The organism is Achromobacter animicus (assembly GCF_902859585.1).
GTDB classification, from domain to species: Bacteria; Pseudomonadota; Gammaproteobacteria; order Burkholderiales; family Burkholderiaceae_B; genus Achromobacter; species Achromobacter animicus.
Genome location: NZ_CADIJM010000002.1, coordinates 481,286 through 498,507, shown reverse-complemented (window position 1 = coordinate 498,507; position 17,222 = coordinate 481,286). Strand labels below are relative to the sequence as shown.

Below are 17,222 nucleotides of genomic sequence, written 5' to 3'. Positions count from 1 at the left end.
GGCCGCCTCCACGCCGTCCTAATTGTCTATATACAATCAATAAACGTAATTGACAATTTATTTGGCGGCGCGCATAGTGGGTTCCACAGGTTGCCGACCCACACAGGTACGACGAAATGACGAAGCTGACCGATACCCTTTCCTACGCGGACGCCCAGGCGCTCTGCTCCTCGGACAAGCTCTGGGAGCTGTTCGATGGCAACCGCGAACACATGAACATCGCGCACGAATGCATCGACCGGCATGCGGACAAGGCCGAGCCGGCGATCATCCTGGTGCGCGCCGCCGGCGGGGACGAGACCTACTCGTTCCGCCAGATCGCCGAGGAATCCTCGCGTTTCGCGCACTACCTGGTTGAGCAGGGCATCCGCGCCGGCGACCGCGTCGCCGTCATGCTGGAACCGTCGCTGCCGTTCTACGTGGCCATGTTCGGCGCGATGAAAATGGGCGCCATCGCCGTGCCGCTCTTCACGCTGTTCGGCCCCGACGGCATCCGGTTGCGTGTTCAGGACTGCCAGCCGCGCATGCTGGTGACCAACGCCGAAAAGGCCCCGCTTGCCGCCGGCGGCGAGGACATGCGCGTGGTCATCGCCGACGACGCCTTTCTCGGCACACTGGCCGCCTACCCGCCCCATTACGAATGCCGCACGCGCGCCGACGATCTGGCCATCTTCCAGTACACGTCGGGCACGACGCGCGAGCTGCCCGACGCCGTCAAGCACACGCACCGCGCCCTGGTCACGCTGATGCTGGCCGCGCTGTACGGCACCGGCATCCGGCCCGGCGACCGCTACATGTGCCCGTCGTCGCCCGCCTGGGGGCACGGCCTGTGGCACGGCACGCTGGCGCCGCTGGCGCTTGGCGTCACCATCGGCGCGTATGCCGGCAAGTTCAATGCCGAACGTCTGCTGCAGGCCTTGCAGGACCACCGTTTCACCAACATCTCCGCCGCCGCCACCCACTACCGGATGATGCGCAACAGCGGCGCGGCGGCACGCTACCGCTATCACCTGGACAAGGTGTCCTTCACCGGCGAGCCCATCGACAGTGAAACGTCCGCCTTCGTCGAAGCCACCTTCGGCCGGCCCGTCTGCAGCATGTACGGCACGACGGAAATCGGCGTCTGCCTTGTCAACTATCCCGGCGCGCCGGATTTCACGGTCAAGGCCGGCTCGCTGGGCAAACCCGTGCCGGGCCTACGCGTCGAAGTGCAGGACGCCAACGGCCAGCCCTGCGCGCCCGGCGAAACCGGCGAGCTCAAGCTGTGGCGCCGCGACGCGTGGGTCGCCACCAAGGATCTTGGGCGCGTGGACGAAGACGGCTACTTCTGGCATGGGGGCCGCGCCGACGACGTCATCATCTCGGCCGGCTGGACCATGAGCGCCGTCGAGATCGAAGACGCCATCCTCAAGCACCGCGACGTAACGGAGGCCGCCGCCATCGGCGTGCCCGACCCGCTGCGCGGCCAGGTCGTCAAGGCCTTCGTGGTGTCGGCGCGCCCCGGCGACGACGCCTTCGTGCAGGAAATCCAGGACGCCGTGCGCAGCCGCCTGGCGCAGCACGAGTATCCGCGGCAGGTCGTGTTTGTGGCTGAACTGCCCAAGACGCCCGCCGGAAAGATCCATCGCAGGAAATTGCGGGAGCAAGAGCTTGCGACCGCCGACACCACGCCCGCCGGCGCCGCCCACGCCTAGGGCTACCCGGCACAGGCCACCTCTCAAACCCAGGAGACATCATGCTGACCCAGACCAAGACCGAACGCAGCTTTCCCAAGATCACCGAACGCGGGCTGGACGAGCTGCGCGAACGCATCGGCGTGAAGATCGGCGCCACCGCCGAGCCGTGGTGCTACGAAGCCACGCGCGACAACATCCGCCATTACGCCCACGGCATCGGCGACGACAACCCGCTGTGGTCGGACCCGGAGTACGCAGCCAAGACCCAGCACGGCGGCATCATCGCGCTGCCCAGCTTCCTGTTTGCCACCAGCCGCATCGTGTCCGGCTACGTGGGCGGGCTGCCCGGCGTACACGCCATGTGGTCGGGCGCGGACTGGACCTGGCACAAGACGGTCAAGCGTAACGACATCATTTCCACCGAAGCGCACCTGAAGAACCTGATCGAACACCAGACCCGCTTTGCGGGCCGCGCCGTGCAGCAGATCTATCACGTGGACTTCTTCAACCAGGACGGCGACAAGGTCGCCGAGGCCGACAGCTGGTGCTTCCGCACGGAACGCGACCATGCGCGCGAACAGGGCAGCAAATACGCGGAAGTCCGCGCCCGCGAGCCGCGCCGCTACAGCCCCGAGGAAATCAAGGAAGCCTACAAGCTCTACGCCCAGGAAGAAGTGCGCGGCGCCACGCCGCGCTACTGGGAAGACGTGAAGGAAGGCGAGGAACTGCCCGTGATGTTCAAAGGCCCGATGACGGTCACCGGCTTCATCGCCTTCGCGCAGGGCTGGGGCGGCCTGTACATCCGGGCCAACAAGCTGGCGTGGCAGCTCATCGACGCGCATCCGGGCGTGGGCATCACCAACCGCTTCGGCATTCCCGATGTGCCCGAGCGCGTCCACTGGGAAGAAGACTTCGCGCTGGAAGTCGGCGCGCCCGGCGCCTACGACTACGGTCCCGAGCGCAATTCGTGGCTGACCCATCACCTTACCAACTGGATGGGCGACGCCGGGTTCCTGCGCAAGTCCACGTGCAAGATCCGCCGCCACAACCCCGAGGGCGACATGCTGTTCTTCAAGGGCAAGGTGGTGCGCAAGTACGTGGAAGACGGCCGTCACCTGGTCGAGATCGAACAGGAAGCGCGCAACCAGGACGACGAGCTTTCCGTCCTGGGCACCGGTGTGGTCGAATTGCCTACCCGCGCCTGACCCGCGGCAACCCCCAAGACGAGGTGGGCGATGTCTGATTCATCGGAACATGCTGCACCAAGCCCCGAGGTCCGTCCGCGGGGCGCGCTGGACGGCCTGCGCGTCATCGACCTGTCGCGCGTCCTGGCCGGCCCGCTGTGCACGCAGATGCTGGCGGACCAGGGCGCGGATGTCATCAAGGTCGAGCCGCCCGGCGGCGACGAAACGCGCACGCTGGGCCCGCCGGTCAACGCCGACGGCGACGCCGCCTACTTCACCGCCGTCAACCGCGGCAAGCGCGCCATCGGGCTGGACCTGTCCAAGCCCGCCGGCCGCGACGTGCTGCTGGCGTTGCTGGCCGACGCCGACGTCCTGATCGAGAACTTCATCCCCGGCACGATGGCCAAGTGGGGCCTGGATTACGAGGCGGACCTGAAGCCCCGCTTTCCCCAGCTCATCCACTGCGCCATCACTGGCTTCGGCGAAGACGGGCCGCTGGGCGGCCTGCCCGGCTACGACGCGGTGCTGCAGGCCATGTGCGGCTTGATGAGCATCAACGGCGAGCCCGCCGGCGGACCGACCCGCGTCGGCGTGCCCATCGTCGACCACCTGACCGGCTACACCGCGCAGTCCGGCATCCTGCTGGCGCTTTATCACCGCGCGCGCACGGGTCTTGGCCAGCGGGTCGAAGTCACCCTGTTCGACACCGCGCTCAGCCTGCTGGTGCCGCATGCCGCCAACTGGATGCACACCGACCAGACGCCGGGCCTCCTGGGCAGCGCGCATCCCAACATCGCCCCGTATGACCGCTACGCCTGCCGCGATGGCGAGATCTTCCTGGGCGTCGTCAACGACCGCCAGTTCCGCCGCTTCTGCGACTACGCGGGCCTGCCATCGTTGCCGGACGATCCGCGCTTTGCCACCAACCGCGCGCGGCTGTCGCACCGCGACGCGTTGCGGGACGCCATCGAAAGCGCCCTGGCGACGCGTGCGCGCGATGCGCTGTGCGCGGAACTGATGAAGCTTGGCGTACCGGCTGGGCCGGTCAACAGCGTGCCCGAAGCCTTTGCGCAGGCGCACACCGCGCATCGCGGCATGCGCGTCGATCGCGATGGCTATCACGGCATCGGTCCCGCAGTCCGGCTGTCGCAAGCGCCCGCGCGCGTGGACCGGCTGCCGCCCGCCTATGCACAGCACACCGTCGAAGTCCTCCGGGAGGCCGGCTTCGGCGATTCACAGATCGCGGCGTTGCAGGAACAGGGCATCCTGCCGCGATGGCCGCCTCCCAAGCCCTAGCCGCAATCCGATGCAGCCATATATAAAAACGAGGAGACCACCATGAAGACCTTACGCCTGATCGCCGCGCTAGCGGCGCCGCTGCTGTTCGCGCAGCCCGCCGCGGCCGCCGACAGCTACCCATCAAAACCCGTCAAGATCATCGTCCCCTACCAGGCCGGCCAGGGCACCGACGTCGCCGCCCGCTATCTGGCCGAATACCTGGCCCGCGACCTGGGCCAACCCTTCATCGTGGAGAACCGCCCCGGCGCGGGCGGCAACATCGGCGCGTCCGAAGCCGCGCGCGCCGCGCCCGACGGCTACACGCTGCTGATGGGCACCAACGGCACGCACGTGCTGAACCAGTACATGTACGCGTCCACCAACTTCGACCCGGAGAAGGACTTCGCGCCCGTCATGCTGGTCAGTTCGTTTCCCATGGTGCTGCTGACGACGCCGTCCTCGCCCTACGCCAGCCTGGCCGACCTGCGCAACAGCGCCAAGGCCAAGCCCGACAGCGTCAACGTCGGCATGCCCAGCACCACCGCGCGCCTTGTGTACGAACTGCTCAAGCAGCAAGGGGTCAACAGCGTTCGCGGCATCCCCTACAAGGGCTCGGCCACCGCCACGACGGACCTCTTGGGCGGCCAGGTGCAGGTCGGCATCGACACCGTCAGCGCCGCGCGCTCGTTCATCACCAGCGGCAAGCTGCGCCCGCTGGCGGTGACGTCGTTGAAGGAGTCGGCCCTGCTGCCCGGCGTGCCGTCGGTGGCGGGACAGGGGCTGGATGGGTTCCAGGTGATCGCGTGGAACGGCCTGTATGCGCCGAAGGGCACGCCGCCGGCGGCGATCAAGCGATTGAACGAGGACCTGGCCAAGATCCTGGCGCGGCCGGAAGTGAGGCAGAAGCTGCTGGATCTGGGGCATGAACCCGGCGGCGGCACGCCCGAGGAACTGGCCGCGTTTGCACGCAGCGAACGGCAGAAGTGGCAACCGCTGATCGTGCAGGCGGGGTTGAAGGCGGAATGACTTCGGCGTAACTGTCAGCGTTGCGCGGCAACGCGGCGCAGGTCGTGCCACTGCGCCGCGGTTGCGACCGGCAACCGCATGAGCCAAAGCCGCCTTACGATCGGCCTGCAGCAAGCCTCAACCCGCCAACCGCCACCGCTGCCATCGCCAGCGCGCACAACACGGCGGCCATCACAAACGTCGCGTGCAACCCGGCCGACAGTTGAGCGGGCGCGGCATCAGCCAGCGCCGTCGCCCCGGCGCCCATGGCAAACACCGCGCCCATTGCCGACGCACCGGTAATCAACCCCAAGTTGCGAGACAGGTTCAACAAGCCAGACACGGCGCCGCGATCGTTGCTGCCGGCCCCGGCCATGACCGCGGTGTTGTTGGCTGCCTGAAACAGCGCATACCCGGCCGTCAGCACGCCCAGCGCGACCACATATCCTGTCACTCCGAACGCATCCGACGCAACGGGCAGCATCGCCGATGCCCCCGTCATTGCGATCAATGCGGCAAGCGTCATCGGCCGGGCGCCAAGGCGGTCGACGCAGCGCCCCGCCGGTACGCCCGCCAGGGCAGCAACGAGCGGGCCGCAAGACATCGCCATTCCGACGCGCATCGCGTCCAGCCCCAAAGCCCCCGCCAGAAAGAACGGCCCAACCACCAAGGTGGCCATCATCACCGTCGCGACCAGCGCGTTGGCCGCGAAGCCGCCCGCCAGCACGGGACTGGCCATCATCGCCGGCCGCACCAGCGGGTTTGCCGTCCGCGACTGCACCCACGCAAACAGGCCCGCGCCGCCCGCCGCCGCCGCAAGCAGAACACCGTTGAAAGTACCAAAGCTGCCGCGTCCGAGCGTCATGGACAGCGCGTAGACCGCCAGCGTCAGCGACAGCAGCACGCTGCCCAGCCAATCAAAACGCATCCTCTGCGCCGCAGCGCGTTGCGACTCGCGGGGCAGATGCCGCCACGCCAGCCAGAACGCCAGCAGGCCCAGCGGCAGATTGATGAGAAAGATCGCCCGCCATCCCGGACCCGCGATCAGCGCGCCGCCCAGCGTCGGCCCGAGCGCGGTGCCGGCCGCCGACATCGTGCCCAACAGGCCCATGGCGCTGCCCGCCCTTCCCTTCTGCGTTGCCTCGCCGGCAAAGGCCATGGCCAGCGTCATCAGCACGGCCGCGCCCAAGCCCTGCGCGGCGCGCGCGGCCACCAGGGTCCACAGTCCGGGCGCGGCTGCGCACGTCACGGAGGCGACCGTAAACCAGGCGATCCCGGCCAGCATCAGGCGCCGCCGGCCGATCAGGTCGCCCAGCCGTCCAGCGCTGACCACGGCGGTCGTGATGGCCAGCAGGTAGGCCAGCACCACCCATTGCACCGACTGAAACGACGCGCCGAATGCGTGGGTGAACGCGGGCAAGCCCACGTTGGCGATGCTGGTGCCCAGGGACGCCAGCAGCATCGACAGGGACAGGCAGGCCAATAGCGAGAGGCGGGAGGGGGATGACGATACGGGCGAAGCGGCGAGCGACATGATGGCGACGTGCAAAGGGGAAATGGAATCCCAGCGTATGCCTCTCCCATGCCTGGCGGAAGACGCACCATTTGCAGCAAATACCTGCATGTGACGCCATGCCAAATCCCGGCGCGTTTTTCGCCGGCGTGCTACGTTTGCCGCATGTCCGCGCCCGACCTCAACCTTCTCATCACCCTGGATGCGCTGCTCTCCGAGGGCAGCGTGGCCGGCGCCGCCCGGCGTCTGCGCCTGAGTCCTTCCGCCATGAGCCGCGCGTTGGCGCGGCTGCGCGACACCACGGGCGATCCGCTGTTGGTGCGCGCCGGACGTGGTCTGGTTCCCACGCCAAGGGCGCTGGCGCTGCGCGAGCAGGTCGGCGGGCTGGTCAGGGATGCGCAAGCCGTGCTGCGTCCCTCGCAAGACCTTGATATCGCATCGCTCGTTCGCACCTTCACGTTGCGCGTCACGGATGGCTTCGTAGAGAACTTTGGCGCGCGTCTGCTCGCGCTGATTGACGACGAAGCGCCGGGGGTGCGGTTGCGCTTCATGCAGAAACTGGACAAGGACAGCGCGCCGCTGCGCGAAGGCGCTGTGGACCTGGAAACCGGGGTGGTGGGCGAGTCGGCCAGTCCTGAACTGCGCACGCGCGCGCTGTTTCAGGATCGGTACATCGGCGTCATGCGCGCCGCCCATCCGTTGGCGCGCGGCAACGTCACGCTGACGCGTTATTTGGCGGCGCGCCACATTCTGATATCGCGCCGCGGACGGGAATCAGGCCCCATGGATGAACCCCTGGCGCAGGCCGGCCGCGCGCGCCAGATCGCCACGATTGCGGGCAGCTATTCAACGGCGCTGGCGCTGGCCCGCGAAACCGACATGATCGCCACGGTGCCCGATCGGCACACCGCCATGATGCGCGAGGGCATGCGCAGCTTTGCGCTGCCGTTCGCAATGGCGCCCTTTACGGTGTCGATGCTGTGGCACCCGCGAATGGACGGCGATGCCGCCCATCGCTGGCTGCGCGGCATCGTGCTTCAGGCTTGCGGGACGGGCGCTCTCCGATAGGTCCGCTCAGAAAGGAGCGCGCCGGCGGTGCGCACAAATTCCGCCGGCGGGCGTTATTGCTTGGGCGCGCTGGCCACCAGTGCGTCGAACTGCTTGTCCAGTTCCGCCAGCGAATCGCGGATATGCGCGCGGCGCGCCTTGATCCACTTGTCCTGCGCGGCCAGCTGTTCGCGCGCGGCCTGGATCATGCGGTCCATTTCCTTGGGCTGCGGACCGCCGATGGTGGCGCGGTTCTTCACGATGGCCACAGGATCCAGCGTCGAGCGGAACTCGGCTTCGCTCATCGGCAGGTCGGTGCCGTACTTCGAGTCCTTCATCGCATCGGCATAGATGCGGCGCGCCTGGTCATACGGAAAATCCAGCGGCTTGATGTTGTTCGCCTTGGCGTACGACACGACCTCGGACGCAAAGTGATGGCCCGCACGGAACGGCAGCTTGTACTTGTGCATCAGCACGTCCGCCAGCTCCTGCGAGGCCGTCCAGTCGCTGTTCAGCTCTTCCAGCGCACGGTCGGGGCTGATGACCATGGCCTTGAGCACGCGGTCCCAGCGCTTGAGCGCCGAAATGCCGCTATCGACCATCGCGGAATTCTGCTTCACGTCCTTGGGATCGCTCATGCCCGGCGTGATGTTGTGCGTCTGCAGGACCGGCCCCATCGCCAAGGTCACAGCCGTGGACGCGTCGCTGCGCGTGTCGTTGAGCAGGCCCGGATTGCGTTTTTGCGGCATGGCGCTGGACACGTACGTGTTGCCGCCCCCTTCTTCCAGCAGGATCCACGGGCGCGACTGGGCGTATTGGGTCATGACGTCCTCGACGAAATTGCCCGTGCGCAGCGCAATGCTGGTGACGATGGAGGCGACCTCGACGGGCTGGTCCATGGACGAGATCTGCGAGGCATCGTAGGCGTTGTCGACCAGCGCCTCGAAGCCCAGGTATTGCGCCATGCGCTTGCGGTCCAGCGGCCAGCTCGTGCCGTTCAGCACGGTGGTGCCCATAGGCGACCGGTCGATGCGGACGTAGGCTTCGCGGATGCGTTGCGCGTCCCGCGCCAGACCCGCGGCCTGACCCAGCAGATAGTGTCCGTAACTGTTGGGCTGCGCGGCCACGCCGTTGGTGTAGTTGGGCACGATGGTGCCCGCATGCTTGGCCGCCAGCTCCACCAGCGTGGTGGATGTGGCATTCAACTGGTCCGCCAGATCCAGCAGCTTGTCGCGCAGGATGGCGCTGCGGTAGGTGGCGTGCATGTCCTGGCTGGAACGGCCGGCGTGCAGCAGGGTGATGTCTTCGCCAGCGGCCTTGATCAGTAGCGGTTCAAAGGTGATGACGGTGGCCGGCCGCTTGGCGCCGGGCTGGTTGCCGTCGTGGATGACTTTTGCGACGCCAGCCGCCAGGCGTGGCGCCATGGACTTGTCGAGCAGGCCTTCGTCGGCATTGATGACCGTGGTGGCCTTGTTGATTTCTCCCAACCAGAAGAAGGGGTCGCGCGGCGGAGATTGCTGCGCGGTGGCCGCATTGCCGGCCAGCGTTAGCACCAGGGCGGCGCCCAGGGTCGGAAGAAACTGTCTCATGGCGTTCTCGTTATAGGGGTGACCGGACAGTGTATCGGAGCGCGTTTTCGCCGGACACCCGGTATTGCACGGAGGCGCGGGCGCCTGACAACGGGCTGAGCGAAGATAGGCCGCCGACGCAAAAAAAGCCGGCCTCCGAAGAGGCCGGCCTTTCGCATCCGCCGAGACGGAATGCCTTAGAAGCGCCAGCTCACGTTGACGGTGCCGGTGTTCTGACGGTTGCCGTCGCCGAATTGACCCGAGTAAGCCAGGCCCAGCGTGGCGTTCTTGCTCATTGCCAGGTCCACGCCCACTTCCATCACAGCCGCGTCACGCGCCAGCGGGTTGCCCGCCACGGTGAACGGCTGGCTGCCGTCGAACGACATCGTGGCTTCCGGATTGACGTCGCCGTAGGCATGGCGCCAGCCCAGCATGCCGCGCAGACGGCCCGCGGTGTCCTTCACGTCAAACGTGGTCTGCGCGCGCAGGCCCAGCGTGGTGGTGCCCACGTTGTTGGTGCTGCTGCGACCGCTCAGCGCGGCGTCACCGCCCGACTCCGAGAAGCCGCGGGTGCGCAGGTCACTGAAGTCGGCGCCGAAGAACGGTTCCAGCGTGACACGGTCGTTCAGCGGGATCGCGTAGCCGACGTCGGTGAAGACCTGGCCGGTGCTGGCGCTGTAGTCAGCCTTCAGTTCCTGGTACTGGCCTGCCGCGTTGATGTTGCGCTTGCTGTCGATGTCATGCCACGTGTAGGCCAGGCCAGCGGTGAAGTTGATCTTGCCCGAGCCGGCTTCGAACGACTTGCCGCCGTACAGGATCGCGCTGTAGCTGTTCACGTCGGACTTGGCCGAACGGTCGTCCACGGTGATGCGGCTGTCGGTGTAACCGAACGCGCCACCCAGGCGCCAACCGTTGCCCACGCCGTGGTCGCCGCCAACGAAGATGCCGACATCACGTTCACGGGACTTGGCGACGTTGCCGTTGCCGTCCATCGAGCGCCAGTTGCCGAAGGCCTGCGCCCACAGCGGCTGCGCGTTCGAACGCGGCAGCATGGAGGCGTCGCCGCGGCCGACTTGCGCCGTGGGCGGGCCGGGGATGAAGCCGGCGTTCATGTTGGCGCGCAGTTGTGCCGTGGGCAGGCTGGCGACGTTGTTGCTGACGTTCTGCATCGCCGACACGCTGCTGCCGAACGATTCGCCCGACAGATCGGCGAACACGCCGGCCGGGGCGCCGTTGGGCAGGTTCAGGACGCGGGTGTACAGCGAGCTGGTCTTGGGCAGGGTTTGCACCGCGTTCGCCGCCGAACGCTGGTTGCCGGTCACCGCCAAATCGGCGAACTCGATCGGACGGGTTCCGCTGTCCGTGTTGCCGCCACCGTTGTCGACGGGCTTGCCCGGGCTGGGCTTGGTGTCCGGCTCGGCCGGCTTGGGGTCCGGATTGGTCGGCTTCGGGTCCGGGTCCACGGGCACCTGCTTCATGTCCAGCTTCAGCACCACGTCGTTGCCTTCCTGATTCAACGTCGGTTGCAGATAAGCCAGATCGCTGGACACGCCGCCAAACTTGCCGTTCACGCTGTTGGCAGACAGGATCGTGTAGGCGGTCGATGCGGCGTAGGTGCCACCCGAACCGATATGCACGACGTTACCGGCCAGATTGGCCGTGCCCGTGACGTTCACGCGGTCGCTCTTGCCATCGTCGGTTGCATCGACGCGGTAGGTCGAGCCGGGCATGAAGGTCAGGTCGCCGTTCACCGTCACGGTGCCGATTTCGGAATTGGTCGGGATGATGCCGATCGACCCAATCGGCGCCAGCGTCATGGCCGACATCATCACGTGGCCCGTTTTCGCGGCGGTGCCCGGCGACAGCGTTGCGCCCGACGCCAGCGTCGTGTTGCCCACATCGCCGGAACCGGCCAGGGTGCCGTTCACGGTCAGCAGGCCATTGACCTTCGTGCCGGACAGCGTGAGCGTCTTGCCCGCTGCGACGTTCACGGCGCCGACGGTGATGTTGCCTTGGGGCGCATAGTTGGTGTTGATGTTCACCGTGCTGGTGCCGCCGCCGCTGGCAAACAGGAAGCTGTGCTGGTTGTCCTCGCCGGTGATGGCGCCATAGATGTTGCCGCCGTCGATATTCAACGTGGAGGCGCCAAGGCGCACGTCGCCGATGATGGTGCCGGTGTTCGTGATCACCATCGGCTGGCCGGCGCCCTCGACGTCGACCGCGACACTGCTGGAGGCGAACATGTAGGTGTTGGCGAGGATCGAGCCGCTGTTGACGATGCCGCCCGTCACTTCGGCGCCGCCGCTCACCATGATGCCGCCGTTGATGGTCTGCGAGTTTTCGATGCGTCCGTCGACGGTGCTGCCATTGCGCACTTCCACCGCCAGATTGCTGCTCGGGAAGATCGGGGAGGGCGAGCTCGCGTAGATGACGCCGGCATTGACGATGTCGCCCTTCACGTGCGAATTGTCGCCGATCAGGATGCCGCCGTTCAGGGTGCCTTTGTTGTCGATGTTGCCGGTGACAGTGCTGGCATTCCTGAGTTCCAGGGCCAGATTGTTCACCGGCATGGACGAGGAGGCGATGTTGTTCGCGTTGATGGTGCCGATGTTGACGATGTCGCTGTTCACGGCAGAGCCGTCCGTGACCAGAATGCCGCCGTTGATCGTGCCGTTGTTTTCGATGCCGCCGTTGACCGCGCTGCTGTTCGAGATTTCAATCGCCAGTCCGCTCGTCGGGAAAACGACGGAGTTGCTGTCGGAATAGATGGTTCCGTTGTTGATGATCTTGCCGCCGACGGTGCTGTGGCTGGTGATCGTCACGCTGGAACTCGACGGCTGAGCCATGGGCGAGACGCCTGCAAAACCGAAGATGATGTATCGGCCGTAGAGATCGCCGTTGTTGACGATGTCGCCGCTCACTTTGCCTTGGGCGAGACCCACGCCGTAAGCCGTGCTGTTGGCTTCGTTGCGGATGTTTCCGTTCAGCGTCGACGCTTCCACCGAGAAGGAGCCGTCGTAGTACCCGCCCTGCAGGCGCGCGCTGTTGATAAGGTCGCCATTCCGCACCGCACCGCTTTGCAGGCGAATGTAGGGATAGTTGGAGGACGCCGTGTTTTCGATGTTGCCAAACACGAGGGGATCCGCGTATCCATCCTGCAAATACTCCGGGCTGATCTGCGCCAGCGCGTACGGGGTGGCAATAGGCGAAAGGCTCAAGCTAAGCAATACAGCAATACGAGTAAGCGGGAAGCGGCGAGACATTTTGTAGTGACCATGTAAATTTCGTGTCTGAAATGTACCGACCATTGCAAAACGGAATCTGAGCAAATCTGAGCGATTTGTAAGATCCGAGAATCCGCCACCTCAAATCGCGCAAATTAGGCAGAGAATCGCGCGCTTTTCCCGATTTTGAATAAAGCTACCCAAGGCGTCGCCTGAAACAAATAGATGCGTTCACGCAACAATCGCGCGCCGCGGCGTCCCGATTAATGCGCCGACCACGCGTTCAGGCTGCTGCCGCGTGGGGCAAATCCAGGCAGAAAGACACCGGTTCGTAACCGCCGGCCGACGCCAGCGCGACGGATCCGCCAAGCCGCTCTGCAATCGAACTCACCAGATACAGGCCCAAGCCCGCCCCGGGATGCCGCATGGCGTTGTGGCCGCGGTAGTACTTCTGGAACAGCCGCTCCTGCTCGGCAGGCGGAATGCGGGTGCCGGGATTGGAGACCGCGATGCGCAGCATGTCCCCTTCTTCGCTTACCAAGACGCTCACCCTTCCACCTGCCTCGCAATGCCGGTCAGCATTGGCCAGCAGATTGCGCAGGGCAATCCGCAGCATGCCCGCGTCGCAATCGAGCGCGCGTATGGGCGTCTCGTAGGTGCTTTGCACCCGCCCCGGCGGATACTCGCTCGCCAGGTCCTGCAGCAGCGCGGGCAGATCACACCGGGTCATGCGCAGCTCGGCGCGCGGCTCTCGCATGCGGTCATCGGTCAGGTATTCGTCCACCAGCGCCAGCAGGCGCGTGGCCGCATTGCGGATGTTGGCGCAGCGCGCCAGGCTTTTCTCCAGTGGCGCAGCCAGGTTGCGACCAAGCTGCTGCGCCGACGTCGTGATGATCGCCAGCGGCGTGCGGAATTCGTGCGACACCATCGCCACGAATTCGCGCTGCTCCGTGAACATCTGCCGTTCCTTTTCCAGCGACGTGCGCAGCTCGCCCTCCAGCGCGACGCGGCGTTCGATCTCGCCTTGCATTTCGGCCGTGCGCAGCGCAACTTCGCGTTCCAGCCAGTGGCTGTGCTGGCGTGCCAGATCGGCCGCCAGGTTGGCCTGCTGCAGTTCGCGGACGCGGCGGCGGCGTTCGTAACGGCCAACAATGAACAGACTCAGCAGCAGCATGTGCAGCATCGTGCCCAGCGTGGAGACGTATTCGGTAAAGGCGTTGACCGGAAACACCCCGAGGTTGCGCAGGAAAGCGATCAGCACGCCCAGGTAGAACACCCCGAACGCCAACGCGAAAAAGCGGGCCGGCCGCCAGCCGCGCTTGAGCAGATAAGCCGCCAGCGTCGTGAATCCCACGATCACCAGCAGCGCCAGCGCCTGAATCGGCTGCATGCCGGCGCCGTAGTGCCCCGTCACGATCAGCGCGGAACAGATCGCGGCGATGCCCCAGAACAGCCAGTCCAGCCAGCGCACGGCGCGCGGATACAAAGCTTCCAGGTTCAACTGGCGGAACGCGACACGCAGCGCCACCGGCAGGCTGACGGCGATGCCAACGCCCAGCAGCCGATCGCTCCAGGCTACCGGCAGGCCGGTCAACTGCTGCACCAGCCCCAGCGACAGCACCTCGTTGAAGACGCAATTGCCGATGTAGGCCAGGAACAATCCACTCATCGGCGCACGCGTGACCAGCCAGAACGCCGCGTGCGCGCAGATCAGCAGCAGATAGAAGCCGAAATACAGCCCGAACAGCAGGCCCTCGCGGCGCGACTGGTTGTCGAACGCCAGCCGCTGCCAGACTTCCAGCCGCGTCGCCATGGCGTTCTTGCTTTGCAGCCGCACCAGGATGACGTATTCGCCTGGCTTGGACGGATTGAACTGGATCACGGGGCTGCGATAGTCCACCGGCCATTTGCGCCGCGCCAGATCCTCGCCGCTGCGTCCCAGCATCGTCCAGCCGCCGCCATGGCCCACGTAGATGCGCGCGTCGTCCAGCAGTGCGTTGGTCAGGCGCAGCATCCAGCCGCCGTGCATGACCTTATCGACCTGCACGGGCAGGCGCAGCCAGATCGTCGCGGGCGTGAAGCCGGCGCTCAGGCTGCCCGGCAGCGGCGTCCAGCCGTTCGCGCTGGCGGCATTTCCCACGTCGAGCTCGCCATCGGGATCGATCAGGCGCTCAAGATGCCCGGCCGCGTCCTGAACGCTATGGAAGCCATCCAGGCGCAGCGGCTCGGCGCGCGCCGGTGCGGCCGCGGCCAGCAGGCCCGCGAACAGGCAGGCCAGCAGCGTCAGCCACAGCGTGGCCCTGGAGTAACATTCCCGTTTCATCAATCGCAATCTACGCAGCATTTCCGTGCAACCCGGCAGATTACACCAGCCCCTCACGCTGCATTCCTCAGGCGCCTCATGCCTGAAGTGATCCTGCTCGAAGATGAACCCGTGCTGCGTCAGGAGCTCGGCGAATTCCTCGAAGAGTTGGGATACGCCCCCTCGTGCGCGTCCAGCCTGCAGGAATTCGACCAGCGCTTCGACCCCGCCCGCCATCATCTGGCCGTCATCGACATCGGTCTCCCGGATGGCTGCGGCCTGGACCTGATCCAACGTCTGCGCCAGGAAGGTCAGCAAGTGGGCATCGTGGTGTTCAGCGCGCGCCAGACCGGCCCTGACCGGATTTCGGGCCTGGGCATGGGCGCCGACCATTATCTGGGCAAGGGTTGCGACCTGGATGAACTGGCTGCAACGCTGGCCGCGCTGGTGCGCCGGCTGGGGCTGCCTCAGCCGGGCCGGGATCAGCCGCCTTTGAGCTGGCTGCTTGAAATCGGCCCCCGCCGCCTGCACATTCCTGGCGCGGCGGCCATGCCGCTGTCGCAGCAGGACCTGACCGTGCTGCATTGCCTGATGAGCCAGCCCGGCGAAAACATCAGCCGCCGGCAGATCGTCGAAGCCCTGGGCGCCGATTACCTGGACTACGATCAACGCCGGCTCGATACGCAGATGCGCCGGCTGCGTCGCCGCGTCGAAGCCCTGAGCGGCCAGACGCTGCCCGTCAAGACACTGCGCAGCAGCGGCTACTGCTTCTATCAGCCTGCAAAGGTCAAGGACTGACCCCGGCCGCGCCGCGCATCAGGCTTCGGCCGCCCGGCAGAACGTGATCTCGAAGCGGCCCGGCAGTTCAAACGCCACGTGATGCCGCACGCCGGGTTCGATCACCACCTGCTGGCCCGCGGTCAGCACGGCTTCGGTATGCGGGGCATCGTCCAGCACAAAACGCAGCACGCCCGCGTGCACCTTCAACAGTCCCCACGTGCCGGGCTTGGTGGAATGCGCCGCCTTCAGCGCGTCCGGCAGGTTGTCCGGCGTGAACACGGGACTGTCCATATAGGGCTGCACGCCGGGCGGCAAGCGGTCGGGCAGGCTGGCGATGTCCGCCCGCGCCTGCCAGACGGCCCACAGCTTGGCCGCGATACGATCGGCCATTGCGTCCGCCGTCGTCTGCAGCTGCGCGTGTCCCAGCGCCGCCGTCGTGGCGTGAAACAGCGCCAGCCAACGTTCAAAGAGCGGCCACGACAGATCTGGAATGCGCGCATGCGCCGGGATCGGCGCTCCCTTGAAGCGGCGCGTACCCAGCACCAGCGACGACCAGAAATCGCAGAGCAGCGACAGGTGATGGTCCCAGTCCTTCACGCGCGCGTTGAAAATCGGACCCAGCACCTCGTCTTCGCGCACCTTGGCGTAGAAGGTGTGGACCAGCCTGCGGATGTCGTCTTCGGTGGGGGCTGGCGTCGGGCTAGCGGGTTCGGATTGCGGCGTGAAAGGCATGAAAGGCGGGAAGCGCTTGGACGTGAGAACGCCTGCCATTCTCCGCACGCCGCGCATCCGATCACATGACGAAGGTCATTGGCGCGCGCGCCATTCCACGTCACGCGACCGCATCAAAAGCGCGCCCGATCCCGGCGCACGCGTGCGTTTGAGCGTGTCAGAACGGCCGTTTGGCCGTCATCGACAGGCTGGCCAGATGGGCCGGATCAGTCACCACCCACTGGCTACGCTTGCCGCTGATATAGCCCTGCGCCTGCCAGTCGTTCAGCAGCCGGCTCAGCGTTTCAGCGCGTATGCCCAAATGCGCCGCAAGCTGGCGCTGGTTCAGCGGCAGCGTCAGCGTGGCGCCCTGCGGTTCCTGCAGCCCCATCAGGTAGTTCGCCAGCCGTTCCGCTGCAGAACTGGACGTCATCCAGTCGACCTTGTTCACCTGGTCATAAACCGCCTGGCTCATACCGGCCAGCAGCTTGAGCGCCAGATCGGGCCAGCGCCGGCACGCGTCGTGCAGCTTCGTGCGAGCCAGCCGCCAGCACTGCACATCCGTCCGCGCGCGCGCCTGCATCGGATAGCGGCCGTGCGGCATGAACATCGCGGCCTCGGCCATCAGTTGCCCTGGCTCGAAAACCCGGAACACGCGCTCGTCGCCGTTGTAGCTGTAGCGCATGACCTCGGCCTGCCCGGTCTCGACCAGCAGGTAGTGGCGCGCCTCGTCGCCTTCGCCGAACAGGATCTGCCCGGCCGGCGCCCGCAGCACGCTCGCATCGAGCAGAAGATCGTCGGCCACGCCCGCCGGTAATCCGGCCAGCAGCGGATGCTGTGCAAGCAGGCGGACGGCCGCCGCGCGCGGCTCGAGCACATTGATATTTGTCATTCTGGGTCGTTCGGCTTGAGTGTGAGAATAAAACGATAATAG

General features: G+C 66.2%; 12 protein-coding genes. 6 read left to right on the top strand and 6 right to left on the bottom strand.

What is annotated here, in order from left to right; all coding sequences use genetic code 11:
• Positions 1-116 precede the first annotated feature (116 nt).
• The 4 genes from HV681_RS07170 to HV681_RS07155 are packed head-to-tail and all read left to right on the top strand — an operon-like array spanning position 117 to position 5,164.
• Positions 117-1,694, top strand: a complete 1,578-nt coding sequence (locus HV681_RS07170; RefSeq protein WP_175122413.1) for an acetate--CoA ligase — start codon at positions 117-119, stop codon at positions 1,692-1,694.
• Positions 1,695-1,735: 41 nt separating this feature from the next.
• Entirely contained in the window at positions 1,736-2,881 is a 1,146-nt protein-coding gene (locus HV681_RS07165) for an FAS1-like dehydratase domain-containing protein (protein ID WP_175122412.1), read from the top strand.
• A 30-nt stretch (positions 2,882-2,911) separates the two neighbouring features.
• Positions 2,912-4,156 (top strand): CaiB/BaiF CoA transferase family protein, encoded by a 1,245-nt coding sequence (locus tag HV681_RS07160; RefSeq protein ID WP_175122411.1) that lies wholly within the window; start codon positions 2,912-2,914, stop codon positions 4,154-4,156.
• A gap of 42 nt (positions 4,157-4,198) precedes the next feature.
• Positions 4,199-5,164 (top strand): Bug family tripartite tricarboxylate transporter substrate binding protein, encoded by a 966-nt coding sequence (locus HV681_RS07155; RefSeq protein ID WP_175122410.1) that lies wholly within the window; start codon positions 4,199-4,201, stop codon positions 5,162-5,164.
• Positions 5,165-5,258: 94 nt separating this feature from the next.
• Here HV681_RS07155 and HV681_RS07150 read toward each other — a convergent pair whose 3' ends face one another.
• On the bottom strand, positions 5,259-6,677 hold the full coding sequence (locus HV681_RS07150; RefSeq protein ID WP_175122409.1) for an MFS transporter: 1,419 nt from the start codon (positions 6,675-6,677) through the stop codon (positions 5,259-5,261).
• Between the two features lie 144 nt (positions 6,678-6,821).
• Between HV681_RS07150 and HV681_RS07145 the strand changes: the two genes are divergently transcribed.
• Positions 6,822-7,724: a LysR family transcriptional regulator gene (locus HV681_RS07145; RefSeq protein WP_175122408.1), complete on the top strand. Its 903-nt coding sequence runs from the start codon at positions 6,822-6,824 to the stop codon at positions 7,722-7,724.
• Positions 7,725-7,777: 53 nt separating this feature from the next.
• On the opposite strand, the gene HV681_RS07140 is transcribed toward HV681_RS07145, so the two are convergent.
• From HV681_RS07140 to HV681_RS07130, 3 genes are all read right to left on the bottom strand, one after another.
• Positions 7,778-9,292 (bottom strand): argininosuccinate lyase, encoded by a 1,515-nt coding sequence (locus HV681_RS07140; protein ID WP_175122407.1) that lies wholly within the window; start codon positions 9,290-9,292, stop codon positions 7,778-7,780.
• A 176-nt stretch (positions 9,293-9,468) separates the two neighbouring features.
• Positions 9,469-12,489, bottom strand: coding sequence for an autotransporter family protein (locus HV681_RS07135; RefSeq protein WP_175122406.1), 3,021 nt, complete (start codon positions 12,487-12,489; stop codon positions 9,469-9,471).
• Between the two features lie 289 nt (positions 12,490-12,778).
• Positions 12,779-14,818: a sensor histidine kinase gene (locus HV681_RS07130; RefSeq protein WP_175122405.1), complete on the bottom strand. Its 2,040-nt coding sequence runs from the start codon at positions 14,816-14,818 to the stop codon at positions 12,779-12,781.
• Between the two features lie 78 nt (positions 14,819-14,896).
• Between HV681_RS07130 and HV681_RS07125 the strand changes: the two genes are divergently transcribed.
• A complete protein-coding gene (locus HV681_RS07125) occupies positions 14,897-15,595 on the top strand; it encodes a response regulator transcription factor (protein ID WP_175122404.1) in 699 nt (232 codons plus the stop codon).
• Between the two features lie 18 nt (positions 15,596-15,613).
• Here HV681_RS07125 and HV681_RS07120 read toward each other — a convergent pair whose 3' ends face one another.
• Together HV681_RS07120 and HV681_RS07115 are read right to left on the bottom strand one after the other, a co-directional pair.
• Positions 15,614-16,348 (bottom strand): TehB-like domain-containing protein, encoded by a 735-nt coding sequence (locus tag HV681_RS07120; protein ID WP_254594909.1) that lies wholly within the window; start codon positions 16,346-16,348, stop codon positions 15,614-15,616.
• 118 nt (positions 16,349-16,466) lie between these two features.
• Positions 16,467-17,180, bottom strand: coding sequence for a Crp/Fnr family transcriptional regulator (locus tag HV681_RS07115; protein ID WP_175122403.1), 714 nt, complete (start codon positions 17,178-17,180; stop codon positions 16,467-16,469).
• Positions 17,181-17,222: the final 42 nt, after the last annotated feature.

Excerpts from the sequence above, each read along its gene's own strand:
- HV681_RS07155 (WP_175122410.1), top strand. The coding sequence starts at position 4,199 with ATGAAGACCTTACGCCTGATCGCCGCGCTAGCGGCGCCGCTGCTGTTC.
- HV681_RS07140 (WP_175122407.1), bottom strand. The coding sequence starts at position 9,292 with ATGAGACAGTTTCTTCCGACCCTGGGCGCCGCCCTGGTGCTAACGCTG.
- HV681_RS07120 (WP_254594909.1), bottom strand. The coding sequence starts at position 16,348 with ATGGCAGGCGTTCTCACGTCCAAGCGCTTCCCGCCTTTCATGCCTTTC.
- HV681_RS07170 (WP_175122413.1), top strand. The coding sequence starts at position 117 with ATGACGAAGCTGACCGATACCCTTTCCTACGCGGACGCCCAGGCGCTC.
- HV681_RS07115 (WP_175122403.1), bottom strand. The coding sequence starts at position 17,180 with ATGACAAATATCAATGTGCTCGAGCCGCGCGCGGCGGCCGTCCGCCTG.
- HV681_RS07130 (WP_175122405.1), bottom strand. The coding sequence starts at position 14,818 with ATGAAACGGGAATGTTACTCCAGGGCCACGCTGTGGCTGACGCTGCTG.
- HV681_RS07145 (WP_175122408.1), top strand. The coding sequence starts at position 6,822 with ATGTCCGCGCCCGACCTCAACCTTCTCATCACCCTGGATGCGCTGCTC.
- HV681_RS07150 (WP_175122409.1), bottom strand. The coding sequence starts at position 6,677 with ATGTCGCTCGCCGCTTCGCCCGTATCGTCATCCCCCTCCCGCCTCTCG.
- HV681_RS07125 (WP_175122404.1), top strand. The coding sequence starts at position 14,897 with ATGCCTGAAGTGATCCTGCTCGAAGATGAACCCGTGCTGCGTCAGGAG.
- HV681_RS07160 (WP_175122411.1), top strand. The coding sequence starts at position 2,912 with ATGTCTGATTCATCGGAACATGCTGCACCAAGCCCCGAGGTCCGTCCG.
- HV681_RS07165 (WP_175122412.1), top strand. The coding sequence starts at position 1,736 with ATGCTGACCCAGACCAAGACCGAACGCAGCTTTCCCAAGATCACCGAA.